At 67.8% G+C, this 19,365-nt stretch carries 18 protein-coding genes; all 18 read left to right on the top strand.

Annotated features, from left to right (window positions below; genetic code table 11):
* Nucleotides 1-80: 80 nt before the first annotated feature.
* Nucleotides 81-467 carry a 50S ribosomal protein L7/L12 gene (gene rplL, locus IF651_RS15905; RefSeq protein ID WP_191830110.1) on the top strand — a complete coding sequence of 129 codons (387 nt, stop codon included), beginning with the start codon at nt 81-83 and terminating at the stop codon, nt 465-467.
* Between the two features lie 516 nt (nt 468-983).
* Complete coding sequence (gene rpoB / locus IF651_RS15900) at nt 984-4,496, top strand: DNA-directed RNA polymerase subunit beta (RefSeq protein ID WP_191830109.1); 3,513 nt, start codon at nt 984-986, stop codon at nt 4,494-4,496.
* A 95-nt stretch (nt 4,497-4,591) separates the two neighbouring features.
* Complete coding sequence (locus IF651_RS15895) at nt 4,592-8,476, top strand: DNA-directed RNA polymerase subunit beta' (protein WP_191830108.1); 3,885 nt, start codon at nt 4,592-4,594, stop codon at nt 8,474-8,476.
* A gap of 412 nt (nt 8,477-8,888) precedes the next feature.
* On the top strand, nt 8,889-9,263 hold the full coding sequence (gene rpsL / locus IF651_RS15890) for a 30S ribosomal protein S12 (RefSeq protein WP_191612714.1): 375 nt from the start codon (nt 8,889-8,891) through the stop codon (nt 9,261-9,263).
* Complete coding sequence (rpsG, locus tag IF651_RS15885) at nt 9,263-9,733, top strand: 30S ribosomal protein S7 (RefSeq protein ID WP_191830107.1); 471 nt, start codon at nt 9,263-9,265, stop codon at nt 9,731-9,733. Before rpsL ends, rpsG begins: the two co-directional genes overlap by 1 nt.
* Before the next feature lie 114 nt (nt 9,734-9,847).
* Nucleotides 9,848-11,950 carry an elongation factor G gene (gene fusA, locus IF651_RS15880; protein WP_191830106.1) on the top strand — a complete coding sequence of 701 codons (2,103 nt, stop codon included), beginning with the start codon at nt 9,848-9,850 and terminating at the stop codon, nt 11,948-11,950.
* A 128-nt stretch (nt 11,951-12,078) separates the two neighbouring features.
* A complete protein-coding gene (gene tuf, locus IF651_RS15875; RefSeq protein ID WP_191830105.1) occupies nt 12,079-13,275 on the top strand; it encodes an elongation factor Tu in 1,197 nt (398 codons plus the stop codon).
* 564 nt (nt 13,276-13,839) lie between these two features.
* Complete coding sequence (gene rpsJ / locus IF651_RS15870; RefSeq protein ID WP_012867945.1) at nt 13,840-14,148, top strand: 30S ribosomal protein S10; 309 nt, start codon at nt 13,840-13,842, stop codon at nt 14,146-14,148.
* 14 nt (nt 14,149-14,162) lie between these two features.
* A complete protein-coding gene (gene rplC, locus IF651_RS15865; protein ID WP_191830104.1) occupies nt 14,163-14,825 on the top strand; it encodes a 50S ribosomal protein L3 in 663 nt (220 codons plus the stop codon).
* Nucleotides 14,826-14,830: 5 nt separating this feature from the next.
* Nucleotides 14,831-15,535 (top strand): 50S ribosomal protein L4, encoded by a 705-nt coding sequence (rplD, locus tag IF651_RS15860; protein ID WP_422110500.1) that lies wholly within the window; start codon nt 14,831-14,833, stop codon nt 15,533-15,535.
* Complete coding sequence (gene rplW, locus IF651_RS15855) at nt 15,532-15,822, top strand: 50S ribosomal protein L23 (RefSeq protein WP_191830103.1); 291 nt, start codon at nt 15,532-15,534, stop codon at nt 15,820-15,822. Before rplD ends, rplW begins: the two co-directional genes overlap by 4 nt.
* Nucleotides 15,823-15,853: 31 nt before the next feature.
* A complete protein-coding gene (rplB, locus tag IF651_RS15850; protein WP_191830102.1) occupies nt 15,854-16,690 on the top strand; it encodes a 50S ribosomal protein L2 in 837 nt (278 codons plus the stop codon).
* 15 nt (nt 16,691-16,705) lie between these two features.
* The gene (gene rpsS, locus IF651_RS15845; protein ID WP_191830101.1) at nt 16,706-16,987 is read left to right on the top strand and encodes a 30S ribosomal protein S19; all 282 of its coding nucleotides are present in this window, start codon (nt 16,706-16,708) and stop codon (nt 16,985-16,987) included.
* 73 nt (nt 16,988-17,060) lie between these two features.
* Nucleotides 17,061-17,432, top strand: coding sequence for a 50S ribosomal protein L22 (rplV, locus tag IF651_RS15840; RefSeq protein ID WP_191830100.1), 372 nt, complete (start codon nt 17,061-17,063; stop codon nt 17,430-17,432).
* Nucleotides 17,432-18,274, top strand: a complete 843-nt coding sequence (rpsC, locus tag IF651_RS15835; RefSeq protein WP_191830099.1) for a 30S ribosomal protein S3 — start codon at nt 17,432-17,434, stop codon at nt 18,272-18,274. The genes rplV and rpsC overlap by 1 nt, the downstream gene beginning before the upstream one ends.
* 3 nt (nt 18,275-18,277) lie before the next feature.
* Nucleotides 18,278-18,697 carry a 50S ribosomal protein L16 gene (gene rplP / locus IF651_RS15830; RefSeq protein ID WP_069386374.1) on the top strand — a complete coding sequence of 140 codons (420 nt, stop codon included), beginning with the start codon at nt 18,278-18,280 and terminating at the stop codon, nt 18,695-18,697.
* The gene (gene rpmC / locus IF651_RS15825) at nt 18,697-18,933 is read left to right on the top strand and encodes a 50S ribosomal protein L29 (protein WP_191830098.1); all 237 of its coding nucleotides are present in this window, start codon (nt 18,697-18,699) and stop codon (nt 18,931-18,933) included. The genes rplP and rpmC overlap by 1 nt, the downstream gene beginning before the upstream one ends.
* A gap of 11 nt (nt 18,934-18,944) precedes the next feature.
* Nucleotides 18,945-19,250 carry a 30S ribosomal protein S17 gene (rpsQ, locus tag IF651_RS15820; RefSeq protein WP_191830097.1) on the top strand — a complete coding sequence of 102 codons (306 nt, stop codon included), beginning with the start codon at nt 18,945-18,947 and terminating at the stop codon, nt 19,248-19,250.
* Nucleotides 19,251-19,365: the final 115 nt, after the last annotated feature.

The raw sequence follows: 19,365 nt of genomic DNA, 5'->3' as shown, positions 1-19,365 counted from the left end.
GCGACAGCGCAAGCACACAACCCCGCTTCTGGCAGGCCCGCACCGGGCCCTTGCCGAGCACTGACGAAAGGAACGCCATCATGGCGAAGCTCAGCACCGACGAGCTCATCTCGCAGTTCAAGGACCTGACCCTCATCGAGCTCAACGAGTTCGTGAAGGCCTTCGAGGAGACCTTCGAGGTCACCGCCGCGGCGCCCGTCGCCGCTGCCGCCCCCGCCGCCGCCGGTGGCGGCGCCGCCGAGGAGGTCGAGGAGAAGACCGAGTTCGACGTCGTCCTCGAGGCCGCCGGCGACAAGAAGATCCAGGTCATCAAGGAGGTGCGCGCCCTCACGTCCCTCGGCCTGAAGGAGGCCAAGGACCTCGTCGACGGCGCTCCCAAGCCCGTCCTCGAGAACGTCGCGAAGGACGCCGCGGACAAGGCCAAGGCTGCCCTCGAGGGCGCCGGCGCCACCGTCACCGTCAAGTGACCCCCACCGGTCCCGCGTGAGCGGGACCGGGACTGCACGCACGCGAGGCCCGCACCCTTCGGGGTGCGGGCCTCGCGGTGCTCCGGCGGCCGGACGATCCCCGCGCACCCGTCGAGACGAGTGATCGGCCCTACGGCTTCCCCCCGCGGGGTGCTCTGTGCCACCATGTCGTGGTCGGTCGATGATGATCGGCGAGAGCTGGGTACGGCCCGGGAGCGCGTGGCGACCGACCGACAGCGGCGAAGCAGGACAGCGGACGCCGCTCGTGGGATCGCCTCGGGGGAGCGGCGCGAGGCGGACCGGATTCCTGGCACAGCCCTCCACAGGGGCACGGGCTGGACGGCCCCCGTGGATGGGGGTATGCTAGCGCTTTGCGCTGTCCTGTGCCCCCGATCTCATATACCCCGTGACCCACTTGTCGACGTACGTGCGCGTCGTCGAGCAGTCACGGCTGGCGGTGATCGTTCCCAAGCCGGGTGGTGCAGCGTTCTTTCGATCTGCAGGGAAGGACCCCTCTTGGCTGCCTCGCGCACCCCTTCTGCTCCGTCCGCCGACGCCATCGCGAACCGTACCGCGTCGCGTCGCGTCTCTTTCGCCAAGGTCTACGAGCCTCTCGGCGTCCCCGACCTGCTGGGCCTCCAGACCGAGAGCTTCGACTGGCTCCTCGGCAACGAGGCATGGCAGGCCCGCGTCTCCGCCGCTGCGGGTTCCGGGCGCCGGGACGTCTCGACGTCGTCCGGGCTCGAGGAGATCTTCGAGGAGATCTCGCCCATCGAGGACTTCGGTTCGTCGATGTCGCTCTCGTTCTCCAACCACCGCTTCGAGCCGCCGAAGTACTCGGCCGACGAGTGCAAGGAGAAGGACTTCACCTTCGCCGCGCCGCTCTTCGTCACGGCGGAGTTCGTCAACTACAACACCGGTGAGATCAAGAGCCAGACCGTCTTCATGGGCGACTTCCCGCTCATGACCGCGCGCGGCACGTTCATCATCAACGGCACGGAGCGCGTCGTCGTCTCGCAGCTCGTGCGCTCGCCTGGCGTGTACTTCGAGCGCACCCCGGACAAGACGAGCGACAAGGACATCTTCTCCGCGAAGATCATCCCGTCGCGCGGTGCGTGGCTCGAGTTCGAGATCGACAAGCGCGACGCCGTCGGCGTCCGCGTCGACCGCAAGCGCAAGCAGCCCGTCACGATCCTCCTGAAGGCCCTCGGGCTGAGCGAGGCCGAGATCCGCGAGCAGTTCGCCGACTACCCGGCCGTGCTCGACACCCTCGAGAAGGACCACGTCCACACCCAGGACGAGGCGCTCGTCGACCTGTACCGCAAGATCCGTCCCGGCGAGCCGCCCACCGTCGAGGCCGGCCGTGCGCTGCTCGAGAACTTCTACTTCAACCCCAAGCGCTACGACCTCGCGAAGGTCGGCCGCTACAAGGCGAACAAGAAGCTCGGCGTCGACGCGGACCTCACCGACTCCACGCTCTCGGTCTCCGACGTCGTGGCGACGATCAAGTACATCGCCGCCCTGCACGCCGACCACGCGACCATGCCCGGCGTGCGCGCCGACGAGGCGATCGAGGTGCGCGTCGAGACCGACGACATCGACCACTTCGGGAACCGTCGCATCCGCGCGGTCGGCGAGCTCATCCAGAACCAGGTCCGCACGGGTCTGTCCCGGATGGAGCGCGTCGTGCGCGAGCGCATGACGACGCAGGACGTCGAGGCGATCACGCCCCAGACGCTGATCAACATCCGTCCGGTCGTGGCCTCGATCCGCGAGTTCTTCGGCACGTCGCAGCTCTCGCAGTTCATGGACCAGAACAACCCCCTCGCCGGCCTGACGCACAAGCGTCGTCTGAACGCGTTGGGCCCCGGTGGTCTGTCGCGTGACCGCGCCGGCATGGAGGTCCGTGACGTCCACCCGTCGCACTACGGCCGCATGTGCCCGATCGAGACGCCCGAGGGCCCGAACATCGGTCTGATCGGCTCGCTCGCGTCCTACGGGCGGATCAACCCGTTCGGCTTCATCGAGACCCCGTACCGCAAGGTCACGAACGGCAAGGTCACCGACGAGGTCGTGTACCTCACCGCCGACGACGAGGACCGCTACGTCATCGCCCAGGCGAACCAGGTGCTGAGCGCCGACGGCTCCTTCGTGGAGGAGCGCGTGCTCGTGCGCACCAAGGGCGGCGAGGTCGAGATCATCCCGGGCGGGCAGGTCGACTACATGGACGTCTCGCCGCGGCAGATGGTGTCCGTCGCGACGGCGCTCATCCCGTTCCTCGAGCACGACGACGCCAACCGCGCGCTCATGGGCGCCAACATGCAGCGCCAGGCCGTGCCGCTGGTCCGTTCCGAGGCCCCGCTCGTCGGGACCGGCATGGAGTGGCGCGCTGCCGTCGACGCCGGTGACGTCATCGTGGCGACCAAGCCCGGTGTCGTCACCGAGGTCTCTGCGGACCTCGTCCTCGTGGCCAACGACGATGCGACCACGTCGAGCTACCGCGCCGCCAAGTTCCGTCGCTCGAACCAGGGCACGAGCTACAACCAGCGCGTGCTCGTGGACGAGGGACAGCGGGTCGAGGTCGGGTCCGTCCTCGCCGACGGCCCCGCGACCGACGAGGGCGAGCTCGCGCTCGGGCGCAACCTTCTCGTCGCGTTCATGTCCTGGGAGGGTCACAACTACGAGGACGCGATCATCCTCAGCCAGCGTCTCGTGCAGGACGACGTCCTCTCCTCGATCCACATCGAGGAGCACGAGGTCGACGCGCGCGACACCAAGCTCGGCCCCGAGGAGATCACGCGCGACATCCCGAACGTCGCCGAGGACGTCCTCGCGGACCTCGACGAGCGCGGCATCATCCGCATCGGTGCCGAGGTCGGGGCCGGCGACGTGCTGGTCGGCAAGGTGACGCCCAAGGGTGAGACCGAGCTGACCCCGGAGGAGCGCCTGCTGCGCGCGATCTTCGGCGAGAAGGCGCGCGAGGTGCGCGACACCTCGCTCAAGGTGCCCCACGGCGAGTCCGGCACCGTCATCGGCGTGCGCGAGTTCAACCGTGAGGACGGCGACGAGCTGCCCGCCGGTGTGAACCAGCTGGTGCGCGTCTACATCGCCCAGCGTCGCAAGATCACGGACGGCGACAAGCTCGCCGGCCGGCACGGCAACAAGGGTGTCATCTCGAAGATCCTGCCCGTCGAGGACATGCCGTTCCTCGAGGACGGCACCGCCGTCGACATCATCCTCAACCCGCTCGGTGTGCCCGGCCGCATGAACGTCGGCCAGGTCCTCGAGACGCACCTCGGATGGATCGCCAAGCAGGGCTGGGACGTCAGTCTGGCCGAGGGCAAGGACCTCTCCTGGAAGAAGGACGTCCCCGAGATCGCGGCGACGTCCGACCCTGGTCGCCCCGTCGCGACCCCGGTGTTCGACGGCCTGCAGGAGAACGCCCTCACGGGGCTCCTGTCGGCGACGATCCCCAACCGCGACGGCGACCGCATGGTCGGCGGCGACGGCAAGGCGCGGCTGTACGACGGCCGCTCCGGCGAGCCGTTCCCGGAGCCCGTGTCGGTGGGCTACATGTACATCCTCAAGCTCCACCACCTCGTCGACGACAAGATCCACGCGCGCTCGACCGGCCCGTACTCGATGATCACGCAGCAGCCGCTGGGTGGTAAGGCGCAGTTCGGCGGTCAGCGGTTCGGCGAGATGGAGGTGTGGGCGCTCGAGGCGTACGGCGCGGCCTACACGCTGCAGGAGCTCCTCACGATCAAGTCCGACGACGTCCCGGGCCGTGTCAAGGTCTACGAGGCGATCGTCAAGGGTGAGAACATCCCGGACTCGGGCATCCCGGAGTCCTTCAAGGTGCTCCTCAAGGAGATGCAGTCGCTGTGCCTGAACGTCGAGGTGCTCTCGAGCGACGGCGTCCAGATCGAGATGCGGGAGTCCGACGACGACGTGTATCGCGCCGCGGAGGAGCTCGGCATCGACCTGTCGCGTCGGCCCAACGCCGCCGCGAGCGTCGACGAGATCTGATCCGCAGACTCACACCCACCCCGTCTTTATGGAGTCGGCGGCGACGTCCCGGTACCCCGGGACGTCGCCCCGGCAGGCGAAGGAAGTAGGACACTTTGCTCGACGTCAACGTCTTCGACGAGCTGCGTATCGGCCTGGCCACGGCCGACGACATCCGTACCTGGTCGCACGGCGAGGTCAAGAAGCCCGAGACCATCAACTACCGCACCCTCAAGCCCGAGAAGGACGGACTCTTCTGCGAGAAGATCTTCGGCCCCACCCGGGACTGGGAGTGCTACTGCGGCAAGTACAAGCGCGTGCGCTTCAAGGGCATCATCTGCGAGCGCTGCGGCGTCGAGGTGACGCGCTCGAAGGTGCGTCGTGAGCGCATGGGGCACATCGAGCTCGCCGCCCCCGTCACGCACATCTGGTTCTTCAAGGGCGTGCCCTCGCGCCTCGGCTACCTGCTCGACCTGGCACCGAAGGACCTGGAGAAGGTCATCTACTTCGCGGCCTACATGATCACGTCGGTCGACGACGAGGGCCGCCAGGAAGACCTCCCGAACCTCCAGAACGAGATCGACCTGGAGAAGAAGGAGATCTCGGACGCCCGCGACAACGACATCAACACGCGCGCCACCAAGCTCGAGGGCGACCTCGCCGAGCTCGAGGCCGAGGGCGCGAAGGCCGACGCACGCCGCAAGGTGCGCGACTCCGCCGAGCGTGAGATGACGCAGATCCGCAAGCGTGCGGACGCCCAGCTCGACCGGCTCGAGCAGGTCTGGGACCGCTTCAAGAACCTCAAGGTGGCCGACCTCGAGGGCGACGAGATGCTGTACCGCTCGCTGCAGGATCGCTACGGCACCTACTTCGAGGGGGCGATGGGCGCCGCGGCGATCCAGAAGCGGCTCCAGGACTTCGACCTCGTCGCGGAGGCCGAGTCGCTGCGCGAGACCATCCGCAGCGGCAAGGGCCAGCGCAAGACGCGTGCGCTCAAGCGCCTCAAGGTCGTCAACGCGTTCCTCACGACGACCAACTCGCCCACGGGCATGGTGCTCGACGCCGTCCCGGTCATCCCGCCGGACCTGCGCCCGATGGTGCAGCTCGACGGTGGCCGTTTCGCGACGTCCGACCTGAACGACCTGTACCGCCGCGTGATCAACCGGAACAACCGGCTCAAGCGCCTGCTCGACCTGGGTGCGCCGGAGATCATCGTCAACAACGAGAAGCGGATGCTCCAGGAGGCCGTCGACTCGCTGTTCGACAACGGTCGTCGTGGCCGTCCCGTCACCGGACCGGGCAACCGCCCGCTCAAGTCGATCTCCGACATGCTCAAGGGCAAGCAGGGCCGGTTCCGTCAGAACCTGCTCGGCAAGCGCGTCGACTACTCGGGCCGTTCGGTCATCGTCGTCGGCCCGCAGCTCAAGCTGCACCAGTGCGGTCTGCCCAAGCAGATGGCGCTCGAGCTGTTCAAGCCGTTCGTCATGAAGCGGCTCGTCGACCTCAACCACGCGCAGAACATCAAGAGCGCCAAGCGCATGGTCGAGCGCGCGCGCCCGGTCGTGTGGGACGTCCTCGAAGAGGTCATCACCGAGCACCCCGTGCTGCTCAACCGTGCACCGACGCTGCACCGCCTGGGCATCCAGGCGTTCGAGCCGCAGCTCGTCGAGGGCAAGGCGATCCACCTGCACCCGCTCGTGTGCGCCGCGTTCAACGCGGACTTCGACGGTGACCAGATGGCCGTGCACCTGCCGCTGAGCGCGGAGGCGCAGGCCGAGGCCCGCATCCTCATGCTCTCGAGCAACAACATCCTGAAGCCGTCGGACGGCCGCCCGGTGACCATGCCCTCGCAGGACATGATCATCGGCCTGTTCCACCTGACGAGCGAGCGGGACGCCGCCGAGGGCGAGGGCCGCTCGTTCGGCTCGGTGTCGGAGGCCGTGATGGCGTTCGACCAGGGCACGCTCGACGTGAACGCGCAGGTCAAGATCCGCATGACGGACCTCGTCCCGCCGGTCTCGGGGTTCGACGCACCCGAGGGCTGGGAGCAGGGCCAGCCGATCCTGTTCGAGACCACGCTGGGTCGGGCGCTGTTCAACGAGACGCTGCCCGTCGACTACCCGTACGTCAACGCGATCGTGGACAAGCGTCGGCTCTCGACGATCGTCAACGAGCTGGCGGAGCGGTACCCGAAGGTCGAGGTCGCCGCCTCGCTCGACGCGCTCAAGGCGGCCGGCTTCCGCTGGGCGACCCGCTCGGGCGTCACGATCGCGATCTCCGACGTCTCCACGCCGACGGAGAAGGCGGAGATCCTCGAGCAGCACGAGGAGCGCGCGCTCAAGGTCCAGCAGCAGTACGACCGTGGTCTGATCACGGACGACGAGCGTCGTCAGGAGCTCATCGAGATCTGGACCCAGGCGACCGACAAGGTCGCCGCGGTCATGCGCGAGAACCTCGAGTCCGACCGCCGCAACACCGTGCTGCGCATGGTGGGCTCCGGCGCGCGCGGAAACTGGATGCAGGTCCGCCAGATCGCCGGTATGCGCGGTCTCGTGGCGAACCCGAAGGGCGAGATCATCCCGCGCCCGATCAAGTCCAACTACCGCGAGGGCCTGTCCGTCCTCGAGTACTTCATCGCGACGCACGGCGCCCGCAAGGGCCTGGCGGACACCGCGCTGCGGACCGCCGACTCGGGCTACCTCACGCGTCGTCTCGTGGACGTGTCCCAGGACGTCATCATCCGTGAGGAGGACTGCGGGACCGAGCGTGGGCTGCCCATGCCGATCGCGGAGGAGCTGGCCAACGGCGAGCTCGTGCGTCACTCCAAGGTCGAGACGAGCGTGTACTCGCGCAACCTGGCGTCCGACGTCGTGGACGCCCAGGGCAACGTCATCGCGAAGGCGGGCGACGACGCGGGTGACATCGTGATCGACGCGGCCGTGGCCGCGGGCGTGCAGGCCGTCAAGGTGCGCTCGGTGCTGACGTGTGAGTCCCGCGTGGGCACGTGCGCCAAGTGCTACGGGCGCTCGCTCGCGACGGGCAAGCTCGTCGACATCGGCGAGGCCGTCGGCATCATCGCGGCCCAGTCGATCGGTGAGCCGGGCACGCAGCTGACGATGCGTACCTTCCACACCGGTGGTGTGGCCTCGGCCGACGACATCACGCAGGGTCTGCCGCGTGTCACGGAGCTCTTCGAGGCCCGTACCCCCAAGGGTGAGGCGCCCATCGCGGAGTTCCCCGGCCGCATCGCGATCGACGACTCCGAGCGTTCGCGTCGCCTCGTGCTGACGCCGGACGACGGCTCGGAGGAGATCGCGTACCCGGTGACCAAGCGGGCGCGTCTGCTCGTGCAGGACGGCGACCACGTCGACGTCGGCACGCAGCTCGTCCAGGGTGCGATGGACCCCAAGAAGGTCCTGCGCATCCTCGGCCCGCGCGCCACGCAGAAGCACCTGGTGGACGAGGTCCAGGAGGTCTACCGCTCGCAGGGCGTGGACATCCACGACAAGCACATCGAGGTCATCGTGCGCCAGATGCTGCGCCGGATCACGGTCCTGGACTCGGGCGACGCCCCGCTGCTCCCGGGCGAGCTGGCCGAGCGCGGCCGGTTCGAGGACGCGAACCGTCGCACGGTGGCGGAGGGCGGCCAGCCGGCCTCCGGCCGTCCGGAGCTGATGGGTATCACGAAGGCGTCGCTCGCGACGGACTCGTGGCTCTCGGCCGCCTCCTTCCAGGAGACGACCCGGGTGCTCACCGAGGCATCGATGAGCGGTCGTCGCGACCCGCTGCTCGGCCTCAAGGAGAACGTCATCATCGGTAAGCTCATCCCTGCCGGGACGGGCCTGCCCCGCTACGGCAACGTCAAGGTGGAGCCGACCGAGCAGGCGAAGACGGAGCTCTACCCGAGCTTCGGCTACGACGAGATCGACTTCCCGGCGCTCGGTATGGGCACCGGCGAGGCGATCCCGCTGGAGGACCTGGACTTCGGCGACTACCGCTGACGTCCGGTCGACTCGATGCCCGGCGGTGCGACGCGAGTCGTGCCGCCGGGCATCTGTCGTCAGGAGACGGGCCGAGGTGCGCGCCTTTTGACTACCTACGAAGTCGCAGGTATCGTGGTAAGCCGTGCCCGCGCCGTCGGGCTCTCCCTGATGTGCCAGGCTCACCGATCTGTCGAAGATCGGTCGATCCTGCTGGTCATCCGTGGACGAGCCGATGTGAGCGCGTGGGCATTCCGGTACCGATCGTCGTAGCGCTCCGTGCGCGCCGGCCGGTGACGGACCATCGAGCCGGTGGTAGGTGGCTGCGCACGACGCCTCGCGTCGTGGGTGCCGCGTGCGATCGGCACCCGTAGCCAGCCAGACCACAGCCGGGGATCGCCCCGGTACAGCTCGAGAAGACAACGGAGACGTAGTGCCTACGATCCAGCAGCTCGTCCGCAAGGGACGAACCTCGAAGGTGACGAAGTCGAAGACTCCGGCACTCAAGGGTTCCCCGCAGCGGCGCGGTGTGTGCACGCGCGTGTACACCACCACCCCGAAGAAGCCGAACTCCGCGCTCCGCAAGGTCGCTCGCGTGAAGCTCTCCTCCCAGGTCGAGGTCACGGCCTACATCCCCGGCGTCGGCCACAACCTGCAGGAGCACTCCATCGTGCTCGTCCGCGGTGGTCGTGTGAAGGACCTCCCGGGTGTGCGCTACAAGATCGTGCGCGGCGCGCTCGACACGCAGGGCGTGAAGAACCGCAAGCAGGCCCGCAGCCGTTACGGCGCCAAGAAGGAGAAGAGCTGATGCCCCGTAAGGGCCCGGCCCCGAAGCGGCCGCTCATCGTCGACCCGGTCTACGGGTCTCCCGTCGTCACGCAGCTCATCAACAAGGTGCTGCTCGACGGCAAGAAGTCGACCGCCGAGGCGATCGTCTACGGCGCCCTCGAGGGCGTGAAGTCGAAGACCGACGGCGACCCCGTGGTCGTCCTCAAGCGCGCGCTCGAGAACGTGCGCCCCGCGCTCGAGGTCCGCTCGCGTCGCGTCGGTGGCGCGACGTACCAGGTGCCCGTCGAGGTGCGCCCCGTGCGGTCCACGACCCTCGCGCTGCGCTGGCTCACGGACTACTCGCGGGCCCGCCGCGAGAAGACCATGACCGAGCGCCTCATGAACGAGATCCTCGACGCGAGCAACGGCCTCGGTGCCGCGGTCAAGCGCCGCGAGGACATGCACAAGATGGCGGAGTCCAACAAGGCCTTCGCCCACTACCGCTGGTAGTCCGTCCGACCGGCCCCGAGGATCTTCGTCCCCGGGGCCGTCGGCGGGTCCCGGCCGGTCACCTCCGGTCCGAGCAGCGCCCCCGACTCAACCCACCTAGCGAGGGACACAGACGTGGCACTTGACGTGCTGACCGACCTGAACAAGGTCCGCAACATCGGCATCATGGCCCACATCGATGCCGGTAAGACCACGACGACCGAGCGCATCCTGTTCTACACGGGTGTGAACTACAAGATCGGTGAGACGCACGACGGTGCGTCGACGATGGACTGGATGGAGCAGGAGCAGGAGCGCGGCATCACGATCACGTCCGCCGCGACGACCTGCTACTGGAAGGACAACCAGATCAACATCATCGACACGCCCGGCCACGTCGACTTCACGGTCGAGGTCGAGCGTTCGCTGCGCGTGCTCGACGGCGCCGTCGCGGTGTTCGACGGCAAGGAGGGCGTGGAGCCGCAGTCGGAGACGGTGTGGCGCCAGGCGGACAAGTACAACGTGCCGCGCATCTGCTTCGTCAACAAGATGGACAAGCTCGGTGCGGACTTCTACTTCACCGTCGACACGATCATCAGCCGCCTGAAGGCGAAGCCGCTGGTCATCCAGCTCCCGATCGGTTCCGAGAACGACTTCACCGGTGTCGTCGACCTGCTCGAGATGAAGGCGCTCGTGTGGCACGGCGAGACCAAGCTCGGTGAGGCGTACGACGTCGAGGAGATCCCGGCCGACCTCCAGGAGAAGGCCGAGCAGTACCGGACCGAGCTCGTCGAGGCCGTCGCCGAGGCGGACGACGAGCTGCTCGAGAAGTTCCTCGGTGGCGAGGAGCTCACGGTCGCGGAGATCAAGTCCGGGATCCGCAAGCTCGTCATCTCGGGTGACGCGTTCCCCGTGCTGTGCGGTTCCGCGTTCAAGAACAAGGGCGTCCAGCCCATGCTCGACGCGGTCATCGACTACCTGCCCTCGCCCCTCGACGTCCCCGCCATCGCGGGGATCGACGTCAAGGACGAGGAGAAGGTCGTCGAGCGCCACCCGGACGCCACCGAGCCGTTCGCCGCGCTCGCGTTCAAGGTCGCCTCGCACCCGTTCTTCGGCAAGCTCACCTACGTCCGTGTCTACTCGGGCAAGGTCTCGCAGGGCGCGCAGGTGCTCAACTCGACCAAGGGCAAGAAGGAGCGCATCGGGAAGCTCTTCCAGATGCACTCCAACAAGGAGAACCCGGTCGAGTCCGCCTCCGCAGGTCACATCTACGCGTTCATCGGGCTCAAGGACGTCACCACGGGTGACACCCTCTGCGCGCTCGACTCGCCGGTGATCCTCGAGTCGATGTCGTTCCCCGAGCCCGTCATCGACGTCGCGATCGAGCCGAAGACGAAGGCGGACCAGGAGAAGCTCTCCACGGCGATCCAGAAGCTCGCCGAGGAGGACCCGACGTTCCGCGTGAAGCTGGACGAGGAGACCGGCCAGACCGTCATCGGCGGCATGGGCGAGCTCCACCTCGACATCCTCGTGGACCGCATGCGCCGCGAGTTCCGCGTCGAGGCGAACGTCGGCAAGCCGCAGGTCGCGTACCGCGAGACCATCCGTCGCGCGGCCGAGAAGGTGGACTACACGCACAAGAAGCAGACCGGCGGTTCCGGGCAGTTCGCCAAGGTCCAGGTGACCTTCGAGCCGCTCGAGACGACGGAGGGCGAGCTCTACGAGTTCAAGAACTCCGTCACCGGTGGTCGCATCCCGCGGGAGTACATCCCGAGCGTGGACGCGGGGATCCAGTCCGCGATGGAGCTCGGTGTGCTCGCCGGCTTCCCGATGGTCGGGGTCAAGGCGACGCTGCTCGACGGCGCGTACCACGACGTCGACTCGTCGGAGATGGCGTTCAAGATTGCCGGCTCGATGGTCCTCAAGGAGGGCGTCAAGCGGGCGGACCCGGTTCTGCTGGAGCCGGTGATGGCGGTCGAGGTGCGTACGCCCGAGGAGTACATGGGCGACGTCATCGGCGACCTGAACTCACGTCGTGGAATGATCCAGTCCATGGAGGACGCGACGGGTGTGAAGGTCGTCCGGGCCAACGTACCGTTGTCAGAGATGTTCGGGTACATCGGTGACCTGCGGTCGAAGACCCAGGGCCGCGCGATGTACTCGATGCAGTTCGACAGCTATGCCGAGGTTCCTCGGAACGTTGCCGAAGAGATCATCAAGAAGACCCGGGGCGAGTGAGTCCCCACAGGTCGAAGACCATCAGAACCATCAACCTGTAGGAAACCGCAACGCCCCGCGGATGTAAGATCCTTCGGACGACATTCGCAAACGTTCGGCACATCTACCCAAGTCCCAGGAGGACCCCAGTGGCTAAGGCCAAGTTCGAGCGGACCAAGCCGCACGTCAACATCGGCACCATCGGTCACGTCGACCACGGTAAGACGACGCTGACGGCGGCGATCTCGAAGACGCTCGCGGACACGTACCCGGACCTGCCGGCGAACAAGCAGCGCAACTTCGACGAGATCGACGCGGCTCCCGAGGAGAAGCAGCGCGGTATCACGATCAACATCGCGCACATCGAGTACGAGACGCCGAAGCGCCACTACGCGCACGTCGACGCCCCGGGTCACGCCGACTACATCAAGAACATGATCACCGGTGCCGCCCAGATGGACGGCGCGATCCTGGTCGTCGCCGCGACCGACGGCCCGATGGCCCAGACGCGTGAGCACGTCCTGCTCGCCCGCCAGGTCGGCGTGCCGTACCTGCTCGTGGCGCTCAACAAGGCCGACATGGTCGACGACGAGGAGATCCTCGAGCTCGTCGAGATGGAGGTCCGTGAGCTCCTCTCCTCGCAGGAGTTCGACGGCGACAACGCACCGGTCATCCGCGTCTCCGGCCTCAAGGCCCTCGAGGGCGACGCCGAGTGGACCTCGAAGATCGTCGAGCTCATGGACGCCGTGGACGAGAACGTGCCCGAGCCCGTGCGCGAGCTCGACAAGCCGTTCCTCATGCCCGTCGAGGACGTCTTCACGATCACCGGTCGCGGCACGGTCGTCACCGGCAAGGTCGAGCGTGGCACGCTGGACGTGAACTCGGACGTCGAGATCGTCGGCATCCGTTCCCCGCAGAAGACCACGGTCACGGGTATCGAGACGTTCCACAAGCAGATGGACCAGGCCCAGGCCGGCGACAACACCGGTCTGCTCCTGCGCGGCATCAAGCGCGAGGACGTCGAGCGCGGCCAGGTCGTCGTCAAGCCGGGCTCGATCACCCCGCACACGGACTTCGAGGCGCAGGTCTACATCCTGGGCAAGGACGAGGGTGGGCGTCACAACCCGTTCTACTCGAACTACCGTCCGCAGTTCTACTTCCGCACCACGGACGTCACCGGCGTCATCACGCTGCCCGAGGGCACCGAGATGGTCATGCCGGGCGACAACACCGAGATGTCGGTCGCGCTGATCCAGCCGATCGCCATGGAGGAGGGCCTCGGCTTCGCCATCCGTGAGGGTGGTCGTACCGTCGGCTCGGGCCGCGTCACCAAGATCAACAAGTGATCTGACGCTGCCCTGCAGCACTGCTCACGAGGGCCCGGCACCGCGCAGGTGCCGGGCCCTCGTGCCGTGACGGGTCCGCTCGGCCGGGGTCGAGCTCCTCGCCGGGCCGGCACGAGGACTGCCCACGTGAAGGCCCACGAAGGCCCACGTGAAGGCGCACGAGAAGCGCACGAGGCGGTCCACCGTCCCGACTTGGCGATCACGGCTTCGTGTGGCAGACTGTTCAGGTTGCCTGTTACGGGCGCGCTCTTTCATGTATCGAACAGTGTGTTGATCCAGTCCTCGCTCGTCGGGGACCAGGAACCGGCCCCTCGGGCCGGGGCTGCGGGATGGACTCTCTGTCGGTACAGATCGAGGAGCCCCGCGGAAGCACATTCCGGTCAGGCTCGCCAAACGTTGTGATCCAGGCTGCGGCGTCGCGTGAGAGCGCGGTGCGCGGTGGTTCACATATCCAACGGCCCTACGCCTTCGGGCGTGTGCGCCCTGGTGTGTCGCACGAGTGCGACACGCCCGAGCGCGGGGGTCGGACAGCTAGCGGTACGAGAGAGAGAGTCAGACGACGCCATGGCGGGACAGAAGATCCGCATCCGGCTCAAGTCCTACGACCACGAGGTCATCGACAGCTCGGCGCGCAAGATCGTCGACACGGTGACGCGCGCTGGTGCAACGGTCGTGGGTCCGGTGCCGCTGCCGACGGAGAAGAACGTCTTCTGCGTCATCCGGTCGCCTCACAAGTACAAGGACAGCCGCGAGCACTTCGAGATGCGCACGCACAAGCGGTTGATCGACATCATCGACCCCACGCCGAAGGCCGTCGACTCGCTCATGCGTCTCGACCTGCCTGCCGACGTGAACATCGAGATCAAGCTCTGAGGCTGGAGGACATCATGACTACCCCCCAGCAGAACATCCGCCCTGTGTCGGCGGTGCTCGGGACCAAGCTCGGCATGACCCAGCTGTGGGACGAGGCCGGTCGCCTCGTTCCCGTGACGGTCGTGGCCGTCGGGACGAACGTGGTGACGCAGGTGCGTTCCGCGGACGCCGACGGGTACGCGGCCGTGCAGCTCGCCTACGGGCAGATCGACCCCCGCAAGGTGACCAAGCCCCTCAAGGGCCACTTCGAGAAGGCCGGCGTCACGCCGCGCCGTCACGTGGCCGAGGTGCGGACCAGCGACGCCGCCGAGTACTCGCTCGGCCAGGAGATCACTGCCGAGGCCTTCGCGGCCGGGGCGCTGGTCGACGTCATGGGTACGACCAAGGGCAAGGGCACCGCAGGTGTCATGAAGCGCCACGGCTTCTCCGGTGTCGGTGCCTCCCACGGTGCGCACCGCAACCACCGCAAGGCCGGCTCGATCGGTGGGGCCTCGACCCCGTCGCGCGTCTTCAAGGGCATGCGGATGGCCGGTCGGATGGGTCACGCCCGTCAGACCACCCAGAATCTGACCGTGCACGCGGTCGACGCAGAGAAGGGTCTGCTGCTCGTCAAGGGCGCAGTTCCCGGCCCCAAGGGTGGCGTCGTCCTCGTCCGTAGCGCCGCGAAGGGAGCGTGAACATCGTGGCTGCACTGAGCGTTGAGGTCCTTGACCCCAAGGGCAAGAAGGCCGGGACCGCCGAGCTCCCCTCCGAGGTGTTCGACGTCGTCACGAACGTCCCGCTGATCCACCAGGTCGTCGTGGCCCAGCGCGCTGCTGCGCGCCAGGGTACCCACGACACCAAGTCGCGCGGCGAGGTCCGCGGTGGTGGCAAGAAGCCGTACAAGCAGAAGGGCACCGGCCGCGCCCGTCAGGGTTCGATCCGTGCGCCGCAGTTCGCCGGCGGTGGCATCGTCCACGGTCCGACGCCTCGCTCGTACGACCAGCGCACCCCGAAGAAGATGAAGGTCGCCGCGCTGCGCGGTGCCCTCTCCGACCGGGCACGCAACGGCCGCGTCCACGTCGTGACAGGTTTCGGCGTCGACGGTGCCCCGTCGACCAGGACCGCACTGACGATGCTCGCGAAGCTCTCCGGGCGCAAGCACGTCCTCGTCGTCACCGAGCGTGGGGACGAGCTGACGGTCAAGTCGCTGCGGAACGTGGAGCAGGTCCACCTCCTGGTGGCCGACCAGCTCAACACCTACGACGTGCTCGTCTCCGACGACGTCGTCTTCACGCAGGGCGCGCTCGACGTGTTCCTGGCCGGGCCGGCCACGGGTCGTTCCGCGAAGGCTGTCGCGACGTCCTCCGAGGCGGACGAGACTGCTGCCGAGGAGGCCGCGAAGTGACCACCGTGACCAAGGACCCCCGCGACGTGATCCTCACGCCGGTCGTCTCCGAGAAGAGCTACGGCCTGCTCGACGAGGGCAAGTACACGTTCGTGGTCGACCCGCGGGCCAACAAGACCGAGATCAAGATCGCGATCGAGCAGATCTTCGACGTCAAGGTGGCCTCGGTGAACACGATCAACCGCAAGGGCAAGTCGCGCCGCACGCGCTACGGCCTGGGCAAGCGCAAGGACACCAAGCGTGCGATCGTCACCCTCCGCGAGGGCACGATCGACATCTTCGGCTGAGCCGACGAGAGCAGATTGAGGACAGATCCCCATGGGAATCCGTAAGTACAAGCCGACGACGCCAGGCCGCCGCGGCTCGAGCGTCGCCGACTTCGCCGAGATCACGCGCTCGCAGCCGGAGAAGTCTCTGGTCCGCCCGCTCTCCAAGAGCGGGGGCCGCAACAGCTCCGGCCGCATCACCACCCGGCACAAGGGTGGTGGCCACAAGCGTGCATATCGCGTGATCGACTTCCGTCGCCACGACAAGGACGGCGTGCCGGCGAAGGTCGCGCACATCGAGTACGACCCGAACCGCACGGCGCGCATCGCGCTCCTGCACTACGCCGACGGCGAGAAGCGCTACATCATCGCGCCGAGCAAGCTGAAGCAGGGCGACGTCGTCGAGAACGGCGCGGGCGCCGACATCAAGCCCGGCAACAACCTGCCGATGCGCAACATCCCGACCGGTACGGTCATCCACGCCATCGAGCTCCGGCCCGGCGGCGGCGCGAAGATCGCCCGCTCGGCCGGCGCGTCGGTGCAGCTCGTCGCCAAGGACGGTCCCTACGCGCAGCTGCGCATGCCGTCCGGCGAGATCCGCAACGTCGACCTGCGCTGCCGCGCGACGGTCGGCGAGGTCGGCAACGCCGAGCAGTCCAACATCAACTGGGGCAAGGCCGGCCGCATGCGGTGGAAGGGCGTCCGCCCGACCGTCCGTGGCGTGGTCATGAACCCGGTCGACCACCCGCACGGTGGTGGTGAGGGCAAGACGTCCGGCGGTCGTCACCCGGTGAGCCCCTGGGGCCAGCCGGAGGGTCGTACCCGCCGCCCGAACAAGCCCAGCGACAAGCTGATCGTCCGTCGCCGCCGTACCGGCAAGAAGCGCTGATAGGAGCCTGGAGACATGCCTCGTAGCCTGAAGAAGGGCCCCTTCGTCGACGACCACCTGCAGAAGAAGGTGGACGGACAGAACGAGAAGGGGACCAAGAACGTCATCAAGACCTGGTCCCGGCGGTCGGTCATCACGCCCGACTTCCTCGGTCACACCTTTGCCGTGCACGACGGCCGCAAGCACACCCCGGTGTTCGTCACCGAGGCGATGGTCGGCCACAAGCTCGGCGAGTTCGCCCCGACGCGGACGTTCCGCGGCCACGTGAAGGACGACAAGAAGGGCCGTCGCCGCTGACTCGGTGGGCCTCGGCCCTCGAGACAGCAGCGATGTGCACCTGACGGTCACAAGACAAGAAGGCAGGACAGCAATGGAAGCCAAGGCGCAGGCGCGGTTCGTCCGTGTCACGCCCCAGAAGGCCCGGCGCGTCGTGGACCTCATCCGTGGCAAGCAGGCCTCCGAGGCCGTCGCCGTGCTGAAGTTCGCACCGCAGGCGGCGAGCGAGCCCGTCCGCAAGGTCGTGGAGAGCGCCGTCGCGAACGCCAGGGTGAAGGCCGATCGTGCGAGCGTCGCGTTCGAGGAGCAGGAGCTCGTCGTGCGTGAGGTGTTCGTCGACGAGGGTCCGACCCTCAAGCGTTTCCGGCCGCGGGCCCAGGGCCGGGCGAACCGTATCCTCAAGCGAACGAGCCACATCACCGTGGTCGTCGCTCCGCGAGAGAACACGAAGGGAAGTGCCCGATAGTGGGACAGAAGGTTCACCCGCACGGGTACCGCCTCGGCATCTCGACCGACCACCGGTCGCGTTGGTTCGCCGACAGCACCAAGCCCGGACAGCGGTACCGCGACTACGTCCGTGAGGACGTGCAGATCCGCAAGCTCATGAGCACCGGTCTCGAGCGCGCCGGCATCTCCAAGGTCGAGATCGAGCGCACCCGCGACCGCGTCCGCGTGGACATCCACACGGCGCGCCCGGGGATCGTCATCGGTCGCCGTGGCGCCGAGGCAGACCGCATCCGCGGTGAGCTGGAGAAGCTCACCGGCAAGCAGGTGCAGCTCAACATCCTCGAGGTCAAGAACGCGGAGATCGACGCGCAGCTCGTGGCCCAGGGCATCGCTGAGCAGCTCGCGAGCCGCGTGGCCTTCCGCCGCGCGATGCGCAAGGGCATGCAGTCCGCGCAGCGCGCCGGTGCGAAGGGGATCCGCGTCCAGGTCTCCGGTCGCCTCGGCGGCGCCGAGATGAGCCGTTCGGAGTTCTACCGCGAGGGTCGTGTGCCGCTGCACACGCTGCGCGCGTACATCGACTACGGCTTCTTCGAGGCTCGCACGACCTTCGGCCGCATCGGCGTGAAGGTCTGGATCTACAAGGGCGACATGACCGAGAAGGAGTTCGCCGCACAGCAGGCGACCGCCGCTCCTCGTCAGGGCCGTGGCGGCCCGCGCGGTGAGCGTGGCGGCGACCGTCGCGGTGGACGTCGTCCCGAGCGTTCGGCCGAGCGTCCTGCTCCCGAGGCGCCGGCAGCCGCACAGGCTCCGGCCGCGGAGCCTGCTGCTCAGCCGACCCCTGAGACCGGAACGGAGGCCTGAGTCATGCTGATCCCGCGCAGGCTCAAGCACCGCAAGCAGCACCACCCCTCGCGCTCCGGTGCGGCCAAGGGTGGTACTCAGATCTCGTTCGGCGAGTACGGCATCCAGGCTCTCGAGCCTGCGTACGTGACGAACCGGCAGATCGAGGCTGCTCGTATCGCGATGACCCGCCACATCAAGCGTGGCGGCAAGGTCTGGATCAACATCTACCCGGACCGTCCGCTGACCAAGAAGCCCGCCGAGACCCGCATGGGTTCCGGTAAGGGTTCGCCCGAGTGGTGGGTCGCCAATGTCAAGCCCGGTCGCATCGTCTTCGAGCTGGCCGGTGTCCCGGAGCCCCTGGCGCGCGAGGCCATGCGTCGCGCGATCCACAAGCTCCCGATGAAGTGCCGTTTTGTGGTGCGCGAGGGTGGTGGCAACTGATGTCTGTCGGAACGAAGGGGCTCGCCCCCACGGACCTGGACGCTTTCGACGACGAGAAGCTCGTCGCCGAGCTGAAGAAGGCCAAGGAGGAGCTGTTCAACCTCCGCTTCCAGTCGGCCACCGGCCAGCTGGAGAGCCACGGACGTCTCAAGGCCGTCCGTCGCGACATCGCGCGGATCTACACGATCCTGCGTGAGCGCGAGCTCGGTATCCGTACTGCGCCGAGCGCCGAGTGAGTGAGGCTGGAATGAGCGAGAACGCAACCAACACGCCCGTGGAGGACGCTGCCGCAGACGCGCAGCGCACCACCACCCGCAAGACGCGCCGCGGCTACGTCGCGAGCGACAAGATGGACAAGACCGTGGTGGTCGAGGTCGAGGACCGGGTCAAGCACCCGCTCTACGGCAAGGTCATCCGGCGTACGAGCAAGGTCAAGGCGCACGACGAGCAGAATGCTGCCGGCGTGGGCGACCTGGTCGTGATCATGGAGACCCGCCCGCTGTCCGCGACCAAGCGGTGGCGCGTGGTGGAGATCCTCGAGAAGGCGAAGTAGCACCCGGCGAACTGCCGACGTGCAGGGTCGTGGGGGGGGGGGGGGGGGCCCCCCCCCCCCCCCCCCCGGCCCCCCCCCGGGGCGGCCCCCCCGGCGGACCGGGGGGGCCGGCGCC

The sequence above is a fragment of the Cellulosimicrobium arenosum genome, from assembly GCF_014837295.1.
GTDB lineage: Bacteria > Actinomycetota > Actinomycetes > Actinomycetales > Cellulomonadaceae > Cellulosimicrobium > Cellulosimicrobium arenosum.
The sequence above is the reverse complement of the archived record's forward strand: the minus strand, read 5'-3'. Positions and strand labels throughout refer to the sequence as shown.